The organism is Streptomyces litmocidini, assembly GCF_014649755.1.
GTDB classification, from domain to species: domain Bacteria; phylum Actinomycetota; class Actinomycetes; order Streptomycetales; family Streptomycetaceae; genus Streptomyces; species Streptomyces litmocidini.
Genome location: NZ_BMTQ01000002.1, coordinates 660,442 through 677,506, shown reverse-complemented (window position 1 = coordinate 677,506; position 17,065 = coordinate 660,442). Strand labels below are relative to the sequence as shown.

Annotated in this window: 18 protein-coding genes; 3 read left to right on the top strand and 15 right to left on the bottom strand. The window is 72.9% G+C overall.

Going from position 1 to position 17,065, the window contains the following annotated elements:
* Positions 1–17 precede the first annotated feature (17 nt).
* On the bottom strand, positions 18–2,540 hold the full coding sequence (locus IE180_RS06480; protein ID WP_190155752.1) for an ATP-dependent Clp protease ATP-binding subunit: 2,523 nt from the start codon (positions 2,538–2,540) through the stop codon (positions 18–20).
* Between the two features lie 461 nt (positions 2,541–3,001).
* On the opposite strand from IE180_RS06480, the gene IE180_RS06475 reads away from it, so the two are divergent.
* Positions 3,002–3,589 carry an SCO3374 family protein gene (locus IE180_RS06475; protein ID WP_190155751.1) on the top strand — a complete coding sequence of 196 codons (588 nt, stop codon included), beginning with the start codon at positions 3,002–3,004 and terminating at the stop codon, positions 3,587–3,589.
* On the opposite strand, the gene IE180_RS06470 is transcribed toward IE180_RS06475, so the two are convergent.
* The 10 genes from IE180_RS06470 to IE180_RS06425 form a co-directional block, all read right to left on the bottom strand.
* Positions 3,568–3,903, bottom strand: a complete 336-nt coding sequence (locus tag IE180_RS06470) for a histone-like nucleoid-structuring protein Lsr2 (RefSeq protein ID WP_190155750.1) — start codon at positions 3,901–3,903, stop codon at positions 3,568–3,570. The genes IE180_RS06475 and IE180_RS06470 overlap by 22 nt on opposite strands.
* Before the next feature lie 153 nt (positions 3,904–4,056).
* Complete coding sequence (locus IE180_RS06465) at positions 4,057–4,575, bottom strand: amino-acid N-acetyltransferase (protein WP_190155749.1); 519 nt, start codon at positions 4,573–4,575, stop codon at positions 4,057–4,059.
* Between the two features lie 15 nt (positions 4,576–4,590).
* Positions 4,591–5,010 (bottom strand): BlaI/MecI/CopY family transcriptional regulator, encoded by a 420-nt coding sequence (locus IE180_RS06460; protein WP_190155748.1) that lies wholly within the window; start codon positions 5,008–5,010, stop codon positions 4,591–4,593.
* Positions 5,011–5,173: 163 nt separating this feature from the next.
* The gene (locus IE180_RS06455; protein WP_093875466.1) at positions 5,174–5,353 is read right to left on the bottom strand and encodes a hypothetical protein; all 180 of its coding nucleotides are present in this window, start codon (positions 5,351–5,353) and stop codon (positions 5,174–5,176) included.
* A gap of 14 nt (positions 5,354–5,367) precedes the next feature.
* Complete coding sequence (locus tag IE180_RS06450; RefSeq protein ID WP_190155828.1) at positions 5,368–5,940, bottom strand: hypothetical protein; 573 nt, start codon at positions 5,938–5,940, stop codon at positions 5,368–5,370.
* Positions 5,941–6,037: 97 nt separating this feature from the next.
* Positions 6,038–6,844, bottom strand: a complete 807-nt coding sequence (locus IE180_RS06445; RefSeq protein ID WP_190155747.1) for a type III pantothenate kinase — start codon at positions 6,842–6,844, stop codon at positions 6,038–6,040.
* The gene (nadC, locus tag IE180_RS06440) at positions 6,844–7,863 is read right to left on the bottom strand and encodes a carboxylating nicotinate-nucleotide diphosphorylase (RefSeq protein ID WP_190155746.1); all 1,020 of its coding nucleotides are present in this window, start codon (positions 7,861–7,863) and stop codon (positions 6,844–6,846) included. Before nadC ends, IE180_RS06445 begins: the two co-directional genes overlap by 1 nt.
* Positions 7,864–9,621 (bottom strand): L-aspartate oxidase, encoded by a 1,758-nt coding sequence (locus tag IE180_RS06435; protein ID WP_190155745.1) that lies wholly within the window; start codon positions 9,619–9,621, stop codon positions 7,864–7,866.
* Positions 9,618–10,688: a pantoate--beta-alanine ligase gene (panC, locus tag IE180_RS06430; RefSeq protein WP_190155744.1), complete on the bottom strand. Its 1,071-nt coding sequence runs from the start codon at positions 10,686–10,688 to the stop codon at positions 9,618–9,620. Before panC ends, IE180_RS06435 begins: the two co-directional genes overlap by 4 nt.
* Positions 10,685–11,674, bottom strand: a complete 990-nt coding sequence (locus IE180_RS06425) for a Rossmann-like and DUF2520 domain-containing protein (RefSeq protein WP_190155743.1) — start codon at positions 11,672–11,674, stop codon at positions 10,685–10,687. Before IE180_RS06425 ends, panC begins: the two co-directional genes overlap by 4 nt.
* A 126-nt stretch (positions 11,675–11,800) precedes the next feature.
* On the opposite strand from IE180_RS06425, the gene IE180_RS06420 reads away from it, so the two are divergent.
* Positions 11,801–12,973 carry a threonine aldolase family protein gene (locus IE180_RS06420; RefSeq protein WP_190155742.1) on the top strand — a complete coding sequence of 391 codons (1,173 nt, stop codon included), beginning with the start codon at positions 11,801–11,803 and terminating at the stop codon, positions 12,971–12,973.
* Between the two features lie 72 nt (positions 12,974–13,045).
* Here the strand turns inward: IE180_RS06420 and IE180_RS06415 are convergent, their stop codons facing one another.
* A complete protein-coding gene (locus IE180_RS06415; RefSeq protein WP_190155741.1) occupies positions 13,046–13,258 on the bottom strand; it encodes a hypothetical protein in 213 nt (70 codons plus the stop codon).
* 138 nt (positions 13,259–13,396) lie between these two features.
* Between IE180_RS06415 and IE180_RS06410 the strand changes: the two genes are divergently transcribed.
* Positions 13,397–14,479, top strand: a complete 1,083-nt coding sequence (locus tag IE180_RS06410) for a DUF5937 family protein (protein ID WP_190155827.1) — start codon at positions 13,397–13,399, stop codon at positions 14,477–14,479.
* A gap of 11 nt (positions 14,480–14,490) precedes the next feature.
* Here the strand turns inward: IE180_RS06410 and IE180_RS06405 are convergent, their stop codons facing one another.
* From IE180_RS06405 to IE180_RS06395, 3 genes are read right to left on the bottom strand one after another with little or no spacing between them, the layout of a single operon-like run.
* Positions 14,491–15,102, bottom strand: a complete 612-nt coding sequence (locus tag IE180_RS06405) for an AAA family ATPase (protein WP_190155740.1) — start codon at positions 15,100–15,102, stop codon at positions 14,491–14,493.
* Between the two features lie 3 nt (positions 15,103–15,105).
* Positions 15,106–15,789, bottom strand: a complete 684-nt coding sequence (locus IE180_RS06400) for a response regulator (protein ID WP_190155739.1) — start codon at positions 15,787–15,789, stop codon at positions 15,106–15,108.
* Positions 15,790–15,811: 22 nt separating this feature from the next.
* On the bottom strand, positions 15,812–17,014 hold the full coding sequence (locus IE180_RS06395; protein WP_190155738.1) for a sensor histidine kinase: 1,203 nt from the start codon (positions 17,012–17,014) through the stop codon (positions 15,812–15,814).
* Positions 17,015–17,065 lie beyond the last annotated feature (51 nt).

The window sequence follows — 17,065 nt, the reverse complement described above, 5'->3', positions numbered from 1 at the left end:
AGCGCTCAGCGCGTGCGTCACGCGTCCTTCGAGAGGTTCGGGCCCGAGCCGCCCGCCGCCTCGATCGGCGGGGCGTCCGGCAGGGCCGTCTTCTCCTCGCCGCGGAAGGTGAACTTGCGCTCCTCGCCCTCGCCCTCCGTGTCCACGACCACGATGTGACCGGGGCGCAGCTCGCCGAAGAGGATCTTCTCCGACAGCGTGTCCTCGATCTCGCGCTGGATCGTCCGGCGCAGCGGCCGGGCGCCCATCACCGGGTCGTAACCCTTCTTGGCGAGCAGCTCCTTCGCGGACTGGGAGAGCTCGATGCCCATGTCCCGGTCCTTGAGGCGCTCGTCGACGCGGCTGATCATCAGGTCGACGATCTGGAGGATGTCCTCCTGCGTCAGCTGCGGGAAGACGATGATGTCGTCCACACGGTTGAGGAACTCCGGGCGGAAGTGCTGCTTCAGCTCGTCGCTGACCTTCGCCTTCATCCGCTCGTAGTTGGACTTCGTGTCGCCCTGGGCGGCGAAGCCCAGGTTGAAGCCCTTCGAGATGTCCCTGGTCCCGAGGTTGGTCGTCATGATGATGACCGTGTTCTTGAAGTCCACGACCCGGCCCTGGGAGTCGGTCAGGCGACCGTCCTCCAGGATCTGGAGAAGGGAATTGAAGATATCGGGGTGGGCCTTCTCGACCTCGTCGAAGAGCACGACGGAGAACGGCTTGCGGCGCACCTTCTCGGTGAGCTGGCCGCCCTCTTCGTAGCCGACGTATCCGGGCGGCGAACCGAAGAGACGGGAAACCGTGTGCTTCTCGCTGAACTCCGACATGTCGAGGGAGATCATCGCGTCCTCGTCGCCGAAGAGGAATTCGGCGAGCGCCTTGGAGAGCTCGGTCTTACCGACGCCGGACGGGCCGGCGAAGATGAACGAGCCACCGGGGCGCTTCGGGTCCTTCAGACCCGCACGGGTGCGGCGGATGGCCCGCGAGAGGCCGATGACGGCGTCCTTCTGGCCGATGACGCGCTTGTGGAGCTCGTCCTCCATGCGGAGCAGACGCGAGGACTCCTCCTCGGTCAGCTTGAAGACCGGGATGCCGGTGGCGGTCGCGAGGACCTCGGCGATCAGCTCGCCGTCGACCTCGGCGACGACGTCCATGTCGCCGGCCTTCCACTCCTTCTCGCGCTTGGCCTTCGCGGCGAGGAGCTGCTTCTCCTTGTCGCGCAGGGACGCGGCCTTCTCGAAGTCCTGCGAGTCGATCGCGGACTCCTTGTCGCGGCGGACGCCGGCGATCTTCTCGTCGAACTCGCGGAGGTCCGGCGGCGCGGTCATCCGGCGGATGCGCATCCGGGAGCCGGCCTCGTCGATCAGGTCGATCGCCTTGTCCGGGAGGAAGCGGTCCGAGATGTACCGGTCGGCCAGGGTCGCGGCCTGGACGAGGGCCTCGTCGGTGATGGAGACCCGGTGGTGGGCCTCGTACCGGTCGCGCAGACCCTTGAGGATCTCGATGGTGTGCGGCAGCGACGGCTCGGCGACCTGGATGGGCTGGAAGCGGCGCTCGAGGGCCGCGTCCTTCTCCAGGTACTTCCGGTACTCGTCGAGCGTGGTGGCGCCGATGGTCTGGAGCTCACCGCGGGCCAGCATCGGCTTGAGGATGCTGGCGGCGTCGATCGCGCCCTCGGCGGCGCCCGCACCCACGAGGGTGTGGAGCTCGTCGATGAACAGGATGATGTCGCCGCGGGTGCGGATCTCCTTGAGGACCTTCTTCAGGCGCTCCTCGAAGTCACCGCGGTAGCGGGAGCCGGCGACCAGCGCGCCGAGGTCCAGGGTGTAGAGGTGCTTGTCCTTGAGGGTCTCGGGCACCTCGCCCTTGACGATGGCCTGCGCCAGGCCCTCGACGACCGCCGTCTTGCCGACGCCGGGCTCGCCGATGAGGACCGGGTTGTTCTTGGTGCGGCGGGACAGCACCTGCATGACCCGCTCGATCTCCTTCTCGCGCCCGATGACCGGGTCGAGCTTGGATTCGCGGGCCGCCTGGGTGAGGTTCCGGCCGAACTGGTCGAGGACCAGGGACGTCGAGGGGGTGCCCTCGGCAGGACCGCCGGCCGTGGCGGCTTCCTTGCCCTGGTAGCCGGAGAGCAGCTGGATGACCTGCTGCCGCACCCGGTTGAGGTCGGCGCCCAGCTTCACGAGGACCTGGGCGGCGACGCCCTCGCCCTCGCGGATCAGGCCGAGCAGGATGTGCTCGGTGCCGATGTAGTTGTGGCCGAGCTGGAGTGCCTCCCGGAGCGACAGCTCCAGGACCTTCTTGGCACGAGGGGTGAAGGGGATGTGCCCGGACGGGGCCTGCTGGCCCTGGCCGATGATCTCCTCCACCTGCTGGCGGACCGCCTCGAGCGAAATCCCGAGGCTCTCCAGGGCCTTAGCGGCGACACCCTCACCCTCGTGGATAAGGCCCAGAAGGATGTGCTCGGTGCCGATGTAGTTGTGGTTGAGCATCCGGGCTTCTTCCTGAGCCAGGACGACAACCCGCCGCGCGCGGTCGGTGAACCTCTCGAACATCGTTAATCGCTCCTCAGAGCGGTCAGTCAGTTAGGGGTCGATCCCCTCCCTGTCCTTCCGCAGCTTAGTCCCGCAAGCGGGGACCGCTCATTCCAACTGCCGACATCCGTCCGGATCACCCCCTCTTCAGCGGGGAGACCTGCTGCCGAACAGCCGACAAATGCTCCAACCCGATGGTGCGAGACGATGTTCCCGCAGGCCAAGTAGTTACCCGCGCCATCAGTACGCCGATGGCGAACGTGAGACGTCCGAGCCCGCGGGTCGCCCCTCCCCACTAGGAATGTCTTACCCGTGAGGACCGACACTCCATGCGGCGCACCCCGGTTCCCTCCGCTACCAGCGAACACCCTTGCGCGCTCGAATGCACCCTTAGACCCCATCCCGGACACCTCGGGCGACCGCGCGGGGACGCTGTGTCACCGCGGGCGTAACCAAGACGTCCCCCCGGGAGTTCCCCGGGTATGGCCTTCACCGTCCCGCCGCCCCGCTCGCCGATCGACGGCGGTGTCGCGCGGTGGTACGAGGAGCGGCTCGGCTGGGCGACGGAGGCGGGGCCGCCGGTGCGACTGGTCACCGGGCTGCGCTTCGACGTCCTGGAGGTGCCCGTCGAGGCCGGCCGGGGCGTGCTGCGCCGGGTGGGCGCGGCGGCGGGTCCGGTGGCCCTGATGGGGCGCCGGATGGGGCTGCTCGTGGCCGCGGGGAGCGCGGAGGAGCTGCCGGGTCTGCTCGACTGGCTGGAGTGGGGCGGGATCTCACTGGATCTCGCGGTCCTCGGTGCCGACGGCCGGATGACCGCACCCCTTCCCCCGGGGTGGGGCGGATCCGGCGCGCCGGGCGCCTCGGTGTGGCTGCGGGCGCCCGCACCGGGCCGCGAGGTCGAGTCCTCGCTTCCGGTGCTGCGGTCCGCGCCGTGGGGCGGTGCGGGCGCCCCCTGTCTGGTGCGTCTCGTGGCCGCCGCCGCGGCGGAGTGCCATCGGGTGCGGCTGCTGAGGGCCCGTACCCGCGGGACGGCTCAGCAGCTGTCGCCTCAGCGGTTCGCGTCCTCGTAGGCAGCCTTGATGTCGGCGGGAACGCGACCGCGGTCGTTGACGTTCATGCCGTTCTCCTTGGCCCACGCGCGGATCTTCGCGGTGTCCTGGCTGCCCGTGGCCACGGCGCGGCCCTTGCCGCGTCCGCCGGTGGTGCGGCCACCGGTGCGACGGCCGCTCGTCGTGTACGGCTCGAGCAGGCCACGAAGCTTTTCCGCGTTGGCGGTGGTGAGGTCGATCTCGTAGGTCTTGCCGTCCAGAGCGAACGTCACGGTCTCGTCCGCCTCGCCGCCGTCGAGGTCGTCGACAAGAAGGACCTGAACCTTCTGTGCCACCGGATTTCCTTTCATCGAAAATGCAGTACGCGGAAAGGAAACCGCTTTTCCCGGAAAAACACAAACCCCTGGGAGAGGTTCAGAACCCCGACGGCACGGGAAACGTGCGCGATTCGGACATAGGGATCCGCGAGGGGATCCCGGGGTTCCGCGTCACAGGTGCAGAAGCATCCGGCTGTTGCCCAAGGTGTTCGGCTTCACTCGTTCGAGACCGAGGAACTCGGCGACTCCCTCGTCATAGGAACGCAGGAGCTCGCTGTAGACATCTCCGTCGACCGGGGTCTCGCCGATCTCGACGAAGCCGTGCTTCGCGAAGAAGTCGACTTCGAAGGTCAGGCAGAATACCCGCCGCACCCCGAGCCATCGGGCGGTGTGCAACAACTTGTCCAGCACCTGATGTCCGACGCCGGCGCCCTTGAAGTCGGGATCGACGGCGAGAGTGCGGACTTCGGCGAGGTCTTCCCACATGACGTGGAGCGCGCCGCAGCCGACGACGGCGGCGTCCTCGTCGCGTTCCGCGACCCAGAACTCCTGGATGGACTCGTAAAGGGTGACGGTGGCCTTGTCGAGCAGGATGCCGCGCTGCACGAAAGGATCGACGAGACGGCGGACCGCGGGGACGTCGCTGGTGCGGGCCCTGCGGACGGTGACGGCTTTGGCGGAGGTCGACATGGGGGGACGCTATCGCTACGGGCGGGCCGTCCCCTCGTCACCCTCGGGCTCCCGCGGGGAGGGGGGGAGGGGGCTGTCGCGCTGGACGATCCGGATGGCGTCGTTCAGCGACTCCCGCTGTTCCGGCGACATCATCCCGAAGAAGGCGACGAGCGCGGCGGCGGGGTTGTCGCTCTGCGTCCAGGCCTCGTTCATCAGGGCCGCCGAGTAGGCGGCGCGGGTGGAGACCGCCGTATATCGATAGGCGCGGCCTTCGACTTCCCTGCGGACCCAGCCCTTCTGGTGGAGATTGTCCATGACGGTCATGACGGTGGTGTAGGCGATGGACCGCTCCTGCTGGAGGTCCTCCAGGACTTCCCGGACGGTCACCGGGCGGTTCCATTGCCAGACGCGCGTCATGACGGCGTCTTCGAGCTCTCCCAATGGACGGGGCACAGCGCCACCCTAGTGCGCGAAACGTCAATACGTGGCCATTTCCGACAGGAAACCAACAAAAAGGACGCACGACCTCGAAAGGTCGCGCGTCCTCGGTGGTGCGGGATCCGCGAGGGCGGCGCGGGCCCGCGGGTCACCGGGTCCGCGGGGGTGGCGCGGGGCCTCAGGAGGCGGCGGGGCCGTCCGCCTGGCGGGCCGCCTCGGCGCGGGCGAGGGCGGCGTCCACGGCCGCGTCCTCCTTGGCCTTGTTCGGGCCGCCCTGGCTCTTGACGATCGTGACGACGAGGCCGATGAAGAACGCGGCCATCACGACGGGGGGCACGAGCGCGGATACGTAGTCCATGGCGACCAGGGTAGCTATCCGGCGGCCCGTTCCTCGGGCGGGGGCGGCGGTACGGGGCGGCGGCGCGGCGGGAACGCCTCGGAGGGCTTGGGCACCGGGCGCTCGGCCGGGGCGGGCGGGGTCGGCTTGGGCTCGTCGCCCGCCGCGCGCCCGCCGGGCAGGGCGAGCAGCCGGGCCCGGGAGCCGGAGGACGCGGCCGGGGCGGTGGCCTGGGAGACCCGGGCCAGGCGCGCGCGCACGGAACGCTCGGCGAGGACCTGGCAGCGGGCGAGCAGCTCGGCGGCGGCCGGGTTGCGGCGCAGCGCGCGCAGCGCCGCGAGGTCGTCGGCGCCGGGGTCGTAGCCGGCGGCCAGCGCGTCCCGGAGGAGCTCCAGGTAGCCGCCGAGGGACCCGGGCAGCGCCTCGCGGTAGCGGACCAGGTCGGCGAGGAGGAAGGCGCGCAGCCGGCCCGCCTCGCGTACCGCCTCGTCCACGGATTCGGTCAGGCGCAGGCAGTCCTGGACGTCCTCCTCCTGGAGGGGGGCGGGGTGGAGGGCAGTGGCGAGGGCGCGGCGGAGCACACGCAGTTCGTCCGCGCTGAACGCCATGCCGCCGCGGGATCCGTATGGCGTGGGCATGGGCCGACACTACGCGCTAATCGGACAATTTTCGCTTAGCGATCATCGCGGCGCGCCGAACCCACCCCTACATGCGGGACACGTTCCGCTCGTAGACCAGACGCAGGCCGATCAGGGTCAGCCAGGGCTCGTGCGCGTCGATCTCCTTCGAGTCGGCGAGGACCATCGGCGCCAGGCCGCCGGTCGCGATCACCGTGACGTCGGAGGGGTCGCCCTTCGGCCCGACCAGTTCCCGCTTCATCCGGGCCACGACGCCGTCGACCTGGCCCACGTACCCGAAGACGATGCCCGACTGCATGGCCTCGACCGTGTTCTTGCCGATCACGCTGCGCGGCCGGGCCAGCTCGATCTTGCGGAGCATGGCGCCCTTGACGCCCAGGGCCTCCACCGAGATCTCGATGCCCGGCGCGATCGCGCCGCCCGCGTACTCCCCGCGCGTGCTGACCGCGTCGTACGTCGTGGCCGTGCCGAAGTCCACGACGATCGCCGGGCCGCCGTACAGCTCGACGGCCGCGACCGCGTTGACGATGCGGTCGGCGCCGACCTCCTTGGGGTTGTCCGTGAGGATCGGCACCCCCGTCTTCACGCCCGGCTCCACCAGGACCGCCGGCACGTCCCCGTAGTACCGGCGGGTCACCTCGCGCAGCTCGTGCAGCACCGAGGGGACCGTCGCGCAGATGGCGATCCCCTCGATGCCGTCGCTCAGCTCGACGCCCAGCAGCGGGTGCATGCCCATGAGGCCCTGGAGCAGGACCGCCATCTCGTCGGCGGTCCTGCGCGGGTCCGTGGAGATCCGCCAGTGCTCGACGATCTCCTCGCCGTCGAAGAGACCGAGCACCGTGTGCGTGTTGCCGACGTCGATGGTGAGCAGCATCAGGCCCGCACCTCGCGCAGGTCCAGGCCGATGTCGAGGATCGAGGAGGAGTGCGTGAGGCCGCCGACCGCCAGGTAGTCCACGCCGGTCGCCGCGTACGCCGCCGCGTTCTCCAGGGTCAGCCGGCCCGAGGACTCCAGGACGGCGCGGCCCGCGACCAGGGCGACGGCCTCCTCGGTCTCCAGCGGGGTGAAGTTGTCGAGCAGGATCAGGTCGGCGCCCGCGTCCAGGACCTCGCGGACCTGGTGCATCGTGTCGACCTCGACCTCGATCGGCACCTCCGGGAACAGCTCGCGGACGGCCTTGAAGGCCTCGGCGACGCCGCCGGCCGCCACCACGTGGTTGTCCTTCACCAGGGCGGCGTCGGAGAGCGACATGCGGTGGTTGACGCCGCCGCCGCAGCGGACCGCGTACTTCTCCAGGGCGCGCAGGCCCGGCGTCGTCTTGCGGGTGTCGCGGACCTTCGCCCTCGTGCCCTCCAGGGCGTCCGCCCACGCGCGCGTGGCGGTGGCGATGCCGGAGAGGCGGCACAGGATGTTGAGCGCGCTGCGCTCGCCGGTGAGCAGGTCGCGGGTGCGGGCGGTGACGCTGAGCAGCTTCTGCCCGGCCTCCACGCGCGCGCCGTCCTCGACGTGCCGCTCGACCTCGAACTCGTCGGTGCAGACGATCGACAGGACGGCCTCGGCGACCCGCAGACCGGCCACGACGCCGGCCTCGCGGGCGGTGAAGTCGGCCGTGGCGACGGCTTCCTCGGGGACGGTCGCCACGGTCGTGACGTCGATCCCGCCGTCGAGGTCCTCGGCGATCGCGAGGTGGGCGATGTCCTCGACCTGGACGGGGTCGAGGCCGGCGTCGGCGAGCAGCTGCGCGAGGGCGGGGTCGAGCCCGCACTCGAACTCCTCGCCGTCGCCGCAGGCGCAGCCGTCGCCGCAGCCGCCGGCCTCCTCGTCGGAGACCGTGTTGATCTGGATGAGAGGGACGTCCACGGGCTCGGGACGGGCTTCCTCGGGCGTGCTCACTTACGGCTCCCTGGGGGCATCGACGGTGGGGGGGAAGTCGAAGGTCTCGGTGGTGCGGACGTCGAGGGCCCGCTCCGGGGTGAGGTGGACGACGAGGTGCCTGCGCCACCGGGCGTCGTCCCGGTCGGGGCGGTCCTCGCGCCAGTGGCAGCCGCGGGTCTCCTCGCGGCGGGACGCCGCCGCGACCAGGAGGCGGGCGACGGCGAGCAGGTTGGTGGTCTCCCAGGACTCGACACCCGGCTCGGCGGACTTCCGGTCGCCGGGCTTCCGGTCGTCGGCCCCACCGGGACGGCCCGGGGTCTCGGCGGTCCCGGCCGGGACGGGCTCGCTCGGGACGGGCGCGAGGTGGAGGGCGTCCAGTTCCTCGGAGGCCGTGCGCAGGCTCGCGGCGGACCGGAGCACTCCCGCGCCCAGGGTCATGGTGCGCTGGATGCGGCGCCGGGCGCCGGGGTCGAGCAGCGGCAGGACCACCGGGGCCGGGTGCTCCACCGGGACGGCCGGCCCGCGGCCGGGCGCGCGCGCCACGACGTCGTCGGCGATCCGCTCGGCGAAGACCAGGCCCTCCAGGAGCGAGTTCGAGGCCAGCCGGTTGGCGCCGTGGACGCCCGTGCAGGCGACCTCCCCGCACGCGTACAGGCCGGGCACGGTCGTCCGGCCCGACAGGTCCGTGCGGACGCCGCCGGAGGCGTAGTGGGCGGCCGGGGCGACCGGGATCGGCTCCGTCACCGGGTCGATGCCGTGGGCGCGGCAGGCCGCCAGGATCGTCGGGAAGCGCTCCGCCCACATCTCGGCGCCGAAGTGGCGGGCGTCGAGGTACATGTGCTCGGCGCCCTGCTCCTCCATCCGGCGCGTGATCGCCTTGGCGACGATGTCCCGGGGCGCCAGCTCGGCCAGCTCGTGCTGCCCGAGCATGAAGCGGACCCCGTCGGCGTCGACCAGGTGGGCGCCCTCGCCCCGTACCGCCTCGGAGACCAGCGGCTGCTGGCCCTCGGAACCGGCCCCGAGGAAGAGCACCGTGGGGTGGAACTGGACGAACTCCAGGTCGGAGACCTCGGCCCCGGCCCGCAGCGCGAGCGCGACGCCGTCGCCGGTGGAGACGCCCGGGTTGGTGGTGGCGGAGAAGACCTGCCCCATGCCGCCGGTGGCGAGGACCACCGCGGGCGCGTGGACGGCGCCGACGCCGTCGTGCTGCCCCTCGCCCATGACGTGCAGGGTCACGCCCGCCGTGCGGCCGCCGGCGTCCGTCAGGAGGTCCAGGACGAGGGCGTGCTCGATGGTGCGCACGCCCCGGTCCCGTATCGCCTCGACCAGGGCGCGGGAGATCTCCGCGCCGGTCGCGTCCCCGCCCGCGTGGGCGATCCGGCGGCGGTGGTGGCCGCCCTCCCGGGTCAGCGCGATCTCGCCGTCGGCGGTCTTGTCGAAGTCGGCACCGGTCGCGATCAGCCGGCGGACGGCGCCGGGGCCCTCCGTGACCAGGGCCCGCACGGCCCGCTCGTCGCAGAGCCCGGCACCGGCGACGAGGGTGTCGTCGAGGTGCTGCTCGGGGGTGTCGCCCTCGCCGAGCGCGGCCGCGATGCCGCCCTGCGCCCAGCGGGTGGAGCCGTCGTCGAGCCGGGCCTTGGTGACGACGACCGTGCGGAGCCCGGCGGCGGTGCAGCGCAGGGCGGCGGTGAGGCCGGCGACCCCGGAGCCGACCACGACGACGTCGGCGTCGATGGCCCAGCCCGGCGCGGGCGCGTGCAGCCGTATTCCGGTCACTTGGTGGCTCCGAAGGTCAGGGGGATGTTGTCGATGAGCCGCGTGCTCCCCACGCGCGCGGCGACGGCGAGGACCGCCTCCCCGTCGTGGCCGTCGGCGACCTCGGTGAAGTCGGCCGGGTCCACGAGGGCCAGGTAGTCGAGGACGAGCGGCGGCTCGGCCTTGGCGGCCTCGTCCAGGACGGCGCGGGCCGCGGCCCGTACGGCCTCGGCACAGCCGCCCTCGGCGGCCTGCGCGACCGCGTGGGCGTCGGCGGCGGCCCGGGCCTCGCCCAGCCGCGACAGCGCCTCGGCCCGGTTCTCGGCCCGGCCCTGGGCGCCCGGCAGCGAGGCGGCACGCGCGCGCAGCGCCTCCTGGGCGGCGAGCCGCTCACGGCCGGCGAACAGCGCCCGCGACAGCGACAGCGCCGTCCGGCGCTCCCCGTCCGAGAGGTAGCGGTTGCGGCTGGAGAGGGCCAGGCCGTCGGCCTCGCGGACGGTCTCCACCCCGACGATCTCGACGCGGAAGTTCAGATCGCGGACCATGCGGCGGATCAGGGCCAGCTGCTGGGCGTCCTTCTGGCCGAAGAGGGCCAGGTCGGGCGAGGTGAGGTGGAGCAGCTTGGCGACGACCGTCAGCATGCCGTCGAAGTGGCCCGGCCGGGAGGCGCCTTCGAGCCGCTCGCCCATGGGTCCGGCGGTGATCCGGACCTGGGGCTCCCCGCCCGGGTAGACCTCGTCCACGGAGGGCGCGAAGACCACGCTCGCGCCCGCGTCGAAGGCGAGCGCGAGGTCGGCGTCCAGGGTGCGGGGGTAGCGGTCGAGGTCCTCGCCGGCGCCGAACTGCAGCGGGTTGACGAAGACGGTGACGACCACGAAGCCCTCGGCGCCGATGCGCTCGCGTGCGGCCCGGATCAGGGTGGCGTGGCCCTCGTGGAGGGCGCCCATGGTCATGACCACGGCGGTGCGTCCGGACGCGCCCCGGCGGGCTGCCGCGTCCTCCAGGTCCTCGACCGTGGACACCAGCTCGGCGGGCTCGTGGTGGACGGCACGGCCGCCCTCGGCACTCTTGCGGGCGGACGGGGTCATCGGTCGTCTCCTTGCGGCCCGTCGGCGGGGTCGGCGGGGTCTCCGGGGCGGGCGGCCCCGCCCGACGGCTCGGCCAGCACGCCCAGCAGGTCCTCGGCCAGCTCGGGCTTGAGCAGGCCGTGCGCGAGCGCCCGGTCGGCGGTCGTGCGGGCCATCGCCAGATAACCGGCGACGGTGCCGGGCGCGTGCTTGCGCAGCTCGGACACGTGGGCGGCGACCGTGCCGGCGTCCCCGCGCGCGACGGGCCCGGTGAGGGCCGCGTCCCCGGACCGCAGGGCGTTGTCCAGGGCGGCGCCCAGGAGCGGGCCCAGCATGCGGTCGGGGGCGGCGACCCCGGCCTTGTGGAGCAGCTCCATCGACTGGGCCACCAGCGTGACCAGGTGGTTCGCGCCGAGGGCCAGGGCCGCGTGGTAGAGCGGCCGGGCCGCCTCCGCGATCCACTCGGGCTCGCCGCCCATCTCGATCACCAGCGCCTCGGCGGCGAGCCGCAGCTCCTCGGGCGCGGTCACCCCGAAGGAGCAGCCGGCGAGCCGCTGGACGTCGACGGCGGTGCCGGTGAAGGTCATGGCGGGGTGCAGGGCCAGCGGCAGGGCGCCGGCCCGGCGGGCGGGGTCCAGGACCCGCGCCCCGTACCGCCCGGAGGTGTGCACGAGCAGCTGTCCGGGCCGTACGGCCCCGGTGTCGGTGAGGCCCTCGACCAGTCCGGGCAGCGCGTCGTCCGGCACGGTCAGCAGGACCAGGTCGGCGAGGGCGAGGACGCGGGCGGGCTCGACGACGGGGACGTCGGGCAGGAGTTCGGCGGCGCGCCGCCGGGAGGCGTCGGAGACCGCCGAGACGGCGACGGGGCGGTGCCCGGCGAGCCGGAGCGAGGCGGCGAGGGCGGGGCCCACCCGGCCGGCGCCGACGACTCCGACGGTGAGGCGGGCGGGTCGGTCCTCGGCCCGGGGCTCCGAGGCCCTGGGCTCTGGCGCTGCTGGTGCGTTCACGGTGGGGACGGCCTTCCGTTCCAGTCCTCGGCGGGTACCGGACGATTTCTGGTCATGCTACGCCAGCGTTTCGCGGCGCTCCGTGGACCGTCCACAGGGTGTGGGTGGTGGTGTGATGATCGGCCCATGAATCCTGTGACTCCTGCGGAGACTCCTGTGGACGAGGAAGCGGCCCGGCTCCACCGGGCGAAGGTGTGGGGCGGCGCCGAGCGCCGCCTGTGGAACGCCCCGGTCGACGGCACGGCCGGCCCGCGGCTGCGCGAACTGGCCGCCTGGGCGGAGGCCACGGGCCGCGGGGAGGCCCCGCTCGACATGTACGGGAACGGGCTCGTGGAGGAGCTGGAGCGGCGCGTCGCCGAGGAACTCGGCCTCCCCGCCGCCGTCTTCTTCCCCACCGGCACCATGGCCCAGCAGGTCGCGCTGCGCTGCTGGGCCGGGCGCACCGGCAGCCCCGTCGTCGCCCTCCACCCGATCGCCCACCCCGAGGTCCACGAGAACGGCGCGTTCGGAGCCGTCTCGGGGCTCCGCACGGTCCACCCGACCGACGCGCCCCGGCTGCCGACCGCCGAGGAGGTGCGGGACCACCCGGAACCCTTCGGGACGCTGATGCTGGAGCTGCCGCTGCGGGACGCCGGCTTCGTGCTGCCGTCCTGGGAGGAGCTGACCGAGGTCGTGGAGGCGGCCCGGGAGCGGGACGCGGTGGTCCACTTCGACGGGGCCCGGCTGTGGGAGACCACGACCCGTTTCGGCCGTGGCCTCCCGGAGATCGCGGGGCTCGCCGACAGCGTGTACGTCTCGTTCTACAAGTCCCTCGGCGGCATGTCCGGGGCCGCGCTCGCCGGCCCCGAGGAGGTCATGGAGGAGGCCAGGACCTGGCGGCACCGGTACGGCGGGGCGGTCTTCCAGCAGTACCCGGCGGCGCTCTCCGCGCTCCGGGGCCTGGACGTCGAGCTGCCCCGGCTGCCCTCGTACGTGGCGCACGCGCGCGTGGTGGCCGACGCGGTCCGGGAGGCGTTCGCGGAGGCGGGCACCGGCTGGTCCCGGGTCCACCCGGAGACCCCGCACACCCACCAGTTCCAGGTCTGGCTGCCGTACGACCCGGACGTCCTGACGGCGGCGGCCCTCGCCCAGACCGAGGACACCGGCGTCGCCTTCTTCCGCCGCTGGGCCGCCCCGGGCGCGGGCGGCCCGCCGGGCGTCGCGCTCACGGAGCTGACGGTGACGGGCCCCGGCCTGGAGTGGACGGCGGAGGACGTGAAGGAGGCGGTACGGGACTTCCTGGCGCGCGTCGAGGGGTGACGGTCCCGGGGGCCGGGTTTCGGAGGCCGGGGGCGGAGTCCGTCTCGAAGGACGAGGCGGTTTCCCGGGCCGTCAGAAGGACGGTCGGCGGCGGCGCAGGGCCGCGCGGAGGCGCAGGCGCAGGCCGCCGCCGGCCCTGCGGCCCGCCACCACCCGCTCGAAACGGCGGTGGTCGCGGGCGGCCCGCAGGACGGCGGCGTCGTGGGTGCCGGGCGCCGGCGGGGCCGGTTCGCCGAGCCGGGCGGCCCGGTAGGCGTCGAAGAGGTACTGGTGCAGCGCGTTCATGCCCCCACCGTGCGCCGCGCCGCCGCGCTCCGGCCCCCGGGTTGACGACCCCCGTCAATCCGGGGGCCGTCGATTGACGGGGGTCGTCAAACGGGACGACGACGCCCCCGTCCCACCCCTCACCATGGACGGGTGAGCGTGACCATCGACATCACCGGACTGCCGCACGAGCGGATCACCTTCTGCCCCTCGCCGCTGGCCGAGCTGGGCTCCGCCCTGCACACCCTCGCCGTGCCCGCCCACCACCCCCGGCTGCACGCCTGGACCACCACGACGACGGCGGCCCTGAAGCCGGAGCTCGCGGACCGGCTCGTCGACGCCGACTTCATGTGGAACAACACCCGTTCGGACATCCTGCTCCCGGCGCGGCCCCGGGAGACCCTCGCGGAGGAGCTGGACGACCTCGACCGCATGGACGACGAGAAGTTCGTGGGCTCCGCCCTGGAGATCTCCTGCAACAGCCACTACACGGACGGCGCCCCCTCACCGCTCGTCGACGAACGGATGCGCCGCCGCGCCCTCGACCTGGCCGCCGCGCGCGGCCCGCGCCAGGCCGCGTTCGTGGAACGGATGCTCGCCGACCCGCCGGGCACCCGCGCGTGGATCCGGCGGCTCCTGGAGGACTGCGAGGAGGCCTTCTTCGCGGACACCTGGCACCGCGTCCGGCTCCAGCTCGCCGCCGACGCCCGCCACAAGACGGAGCTGATGCGCCGCAAGGGACTGGCCGAGGCCGTCGCCGACGCCTCCCCCGCCATGAGCCTGGAGGAGGACGCGCACGGCTCCCGGATCGTCGTCGACAAACTGGTCCAGGGCCGGACCAGCGCCGAGGGCACCGCGCTGACGTTCCTGCCGACGGCCTTCGGCTGGCCGCACCTCTTCGCCCTCCACACCCCCGGATGGCAGCCCGTCGTCCAGTACCCGATCCCCGCCCGCGACCTCGGCGGCGCGGCCTCCGTCGAGGCGGTCAAGCTGCGCCTGGAGGCCGTCGCCCACCCCATGCGGATGCGACTCTGCCGCAGCCTGGCGCGGGGCTCCAGCACGACGAGCGAACTGGCCGACGCGTACGACATCACCGCCCCCGAGGTCTCCCGCCACCTCGCGGTCCTGAAGAAGGCCGGGCTGATCAGCACCCAGCGCCGCGGCCGGTACGTGCACCATCAGCTCGACGTGTCCGTCGTCGCCCGCCTCGGCAGCGACTTCCTGGAGTCGGTGCTGCGCTGAGACCGGCCCCGTCAGTCGAAGCGGAGGTGGGAGAGGCCGATCCGGATCCGCCGCAGCCGGTGGCGCAGCGGCCCGTCCGTGTCGGGCGCGATCCGCAGCCCGGCGAGCCGCGCCACCTCGTCGGCGACCCGCGGGACCGGCATCCGGTCGGTACGGAGGTGGTGGGCGAACTCCGGGCCGGCCAGCCGCTCCAGGCACTCGTCCAGCTTGGCGACGGCGAAGCTCTCCCGCTTGAGTCCGCGTCCGAGTCCCCGCTCCGCGAGCCGCTTCAGGACCGTCTCCCGCTCGGCGAGCAGCGCGAAGTGCCGTACCCGCTCCTCGCCGTGCGCCTCCCTCAGCCGCCCGACGACCTCCGTGAAGTACCCGGGATCCACCAGCGTCATCGGGACGATCACCGGTCCGTCCCCGTACTTCCCCAACGCCAGGTCGAGCACCTCGTACACCCCCCGCCGCCAGGCCGGCAGGTCCTGGAAGTCCCCGCGCAGCGACGGCGGCAGCGTCCGGTGCAGGCCGAAGCCGATGTGCTCCGGGTCGCAGACCACGCTGCCCGGCAGGCGGCGCCGCAGCTCGTACGCGGTCTGGGTCTTTCCTCCGCCGAACGGCCCGTTGATCCACAGCAGCACGGCTCAGCCCAGCCCACCGCCGCCGGCCCGGACCAGGCCCGTCTCGTACGCCAGGACCACGACCTGGACCCGGTCGCGCAGGCCCAACTTGGTCAGGATGCGGCCCACGTGCGTCTTCACCGTCGCCTCGGAGAGGACGAGCCGGGCGGCGATCTCGCCGTTCGACAGGCCCTGCGCGACCAGCATCATCACCTCGCGCTCCCGCTCCGTCAGCCGCTCCAGCGCCCTGTCGACGGGCCGCGTCTCCTTCCCCGAGGACGGCAGCATCGGAGAGAAGCGGTCGAGGAGCCGGCGCGTGGTCGAGGGCGCCACCACCGCGTCCCCGCTGTGCACCGACCGGATCGCGCCGAGCAGCTCCGCCGGCGGCACGTCCTTCAGCATGAAGCCGCTCGCACCCGCCTTCAGCCCCGAGAAGGCGTACTCGTCGAGGTCGAACGTCGTCAGGATCAGCACCTTGGGGGCATCCGGCTGCGAGCAGATCCGCCGGGTCGTCTCCACCCCGTCCAGCTTCGGCATGCGCACGTCCATCAGGACGACGTCGACCGCCGTGGAGCGCAGCACCTCCAGGGCCTCGACGCCGTCGCCGGCCTCCGCCACGACCTCCATGTCCGGCTGGGCGGCGAGCACCATGCGGAAACCGGTCCGCAGCAGCACCTGGTCGTCGACGAGCATCACGCGGATGGACATCAGGTCAGTTCCTTAGGGGTCGTCAGTGAGCGGGCTTGAGGGGGAGCAGGGCACTGATCCGGAAACCGCCGCCCGGACGCGGGCCCGCGTCCAGGGTGCCGCCGACCATGCCGACCCGCTCGCGCATGCCGATCAGACCGTGGCCCCGCCCGTCGGCGCCCCCGTCCTCGTACATCTCCTGCGGAGCGCCCCGGCCGTCGTCCTCGACGAGCAGGCCGAGACCGTCGTCGAAGTAGACGAGGCGCACGCTGGCGCCCGCGTCCGGCCCGCCGTGCTTGCGCGTGTTGGTGAGGGCCTCCTGCACGATCCGGTACGCGGTGAGCTCGACGCCGCTGGGCAGCGGACGCGGGCTCCCCTCGACGGCGAAGTCGACGGTGAGGCCGGCGCCCCGGACCTGCTCCACCAGGTCCTCGATCTGCCGCACGTCGGGCTGGGGCACGTACTCCCCGGCCTCCTGGTGCTCGCCGGTGCGCAGGATCCCCAGGAGTCTGCGCATCTCGGCGAGCGCCTGCCGGCCGGTGGTGGAGATCGTCTCCAGGGCCTGCTTGGCGGTCTCCGGGGAGGAGTCCATGACGTAGGCGGCGCCGTCGGCCTGGACCACCATCACCGACACGTTGTGCGCGACGACGTCGTGCAGCTCGCGGGCGATCCGAGCGCGCTCGGCGGCGACCGCCACCTTGGCCTGGGCCTCGCGCTCCTGCTCCAGGCGGGAGGCCCGCTCCTCCAGCTGCGCGAAGTAGGCGCGGCGGGTGCGGAGCGAGTCGCCGAGGACCCAGGCCAGGGCGAACGGCACGGTCATGATGATCACGAAGAAGACCTTGGCCGCGCCGGAGCTCGTGCCCTCCATCGGCCATCTGAGCTGCGAGAGCGTGGAGGCCGACAGTCCGCCGATGAGCGCGAGCCTGGACGCCCAGCGGGGTCCGTCGTGCGCCGCGACCGTGAAGATGATCACGAGCATGGCGAAGTCGGCCATGAACGGCACCAGGCCGAGGGCGAGCTGGGCGACGCCCAGCGCGACCGCGAGCACCAGCATCTTCTCCGGAGCACGCCGGCGCAGGGCCACGACCAGCGAGAACAGCGCGGCGACCAGGCCGTAGGCGACGGGGTGGTCCACCGTCGGGTAGGTCGTCCCCACCCACAGCAGGGAGAACCCGAGGAGGACGACGGCCCAGAAGCCGTCGACGCCCGTCGGGTGTCTGCGGATGAAGTCGTAGAGGCGCTGCACGTCACCCAGAGTAGGGAAAGGGACGGGTGCCGGGATCAACCGTGGGGTCGA

Bases quoted from the DNA above. Each gene is read 5' to 3' on its own strand.
- IE180_RS06480 (WP_190155752.1), bottom strand. From the start codon at position 2,540: ATGTTCGAGAGGTTCACCGACCGCGCGCGGCGGGTTGTCGTCCTGGCT.
- IE180_RS06475 (WP_190155751.1), top strand. From the start codon at position 3,002: ATGGCCTTCACCGTCCCGCCGCCCCGCTCGCCGATCGACGGCGGTGTC.
- IE180_RS06465 (WP_190155749.1), bottom strand. From the start codon at position 4,575: ATGTCGACCTCCGCCAAAGCCGTCACCGTCCGCAGGGCCCGCACCAGC.
- IE180_RS06455 (WP_093875466.1), bottom strand. From the start codon at position 5,353: ATGGACTACGTATCCGCGCTCGTGCCCCCCGTCGTGATGGCCGCGTTC.
- IE180_RS06450 (WP_190155828.1), bottom strand. From the start codon at position 5,940: ATGGCGTTCAGCGCGGACGAACTGCGTGTGCTCCGCCGCGCCCTCGCC.
- IE180_RS06445 (WP_190155747.1), bottom strand. From the start codon at position 6,844: ATGCTGCTCACCATCGACGTCGGCAACACGCACACGGTGCTCGGTCTC.
- panC (WP_190155744.1), bottom strand. From the start codon at position 10,688: ATGACCCCGTCCGCCCGCAAGAGTGCCGAGGGCGGCCGTGCCGTCCAC.
- IE180_RS06420 (WP_190155742.1), top strand. From the start codon at position 11,801: ATGAATCCTGTGACTCCTGCGGAGACTCCTGTGGACGAGGAAGCGGCC.
- IE180_RS06415 (WP_190155741.1), bottom strand. From the start codon at position 13,258: ATGAACGCGCTGCACCAGTACCTCTTCGACGCCTACCGGGCCGCCCGG.
- IE180_RS06400 (WP_190155739.1), bottom strand. From the start codon at position 15,789: ATGTCCATCCGCGTGATGCTCGTCGACGACCAGGTGCTGCTGCGGACC.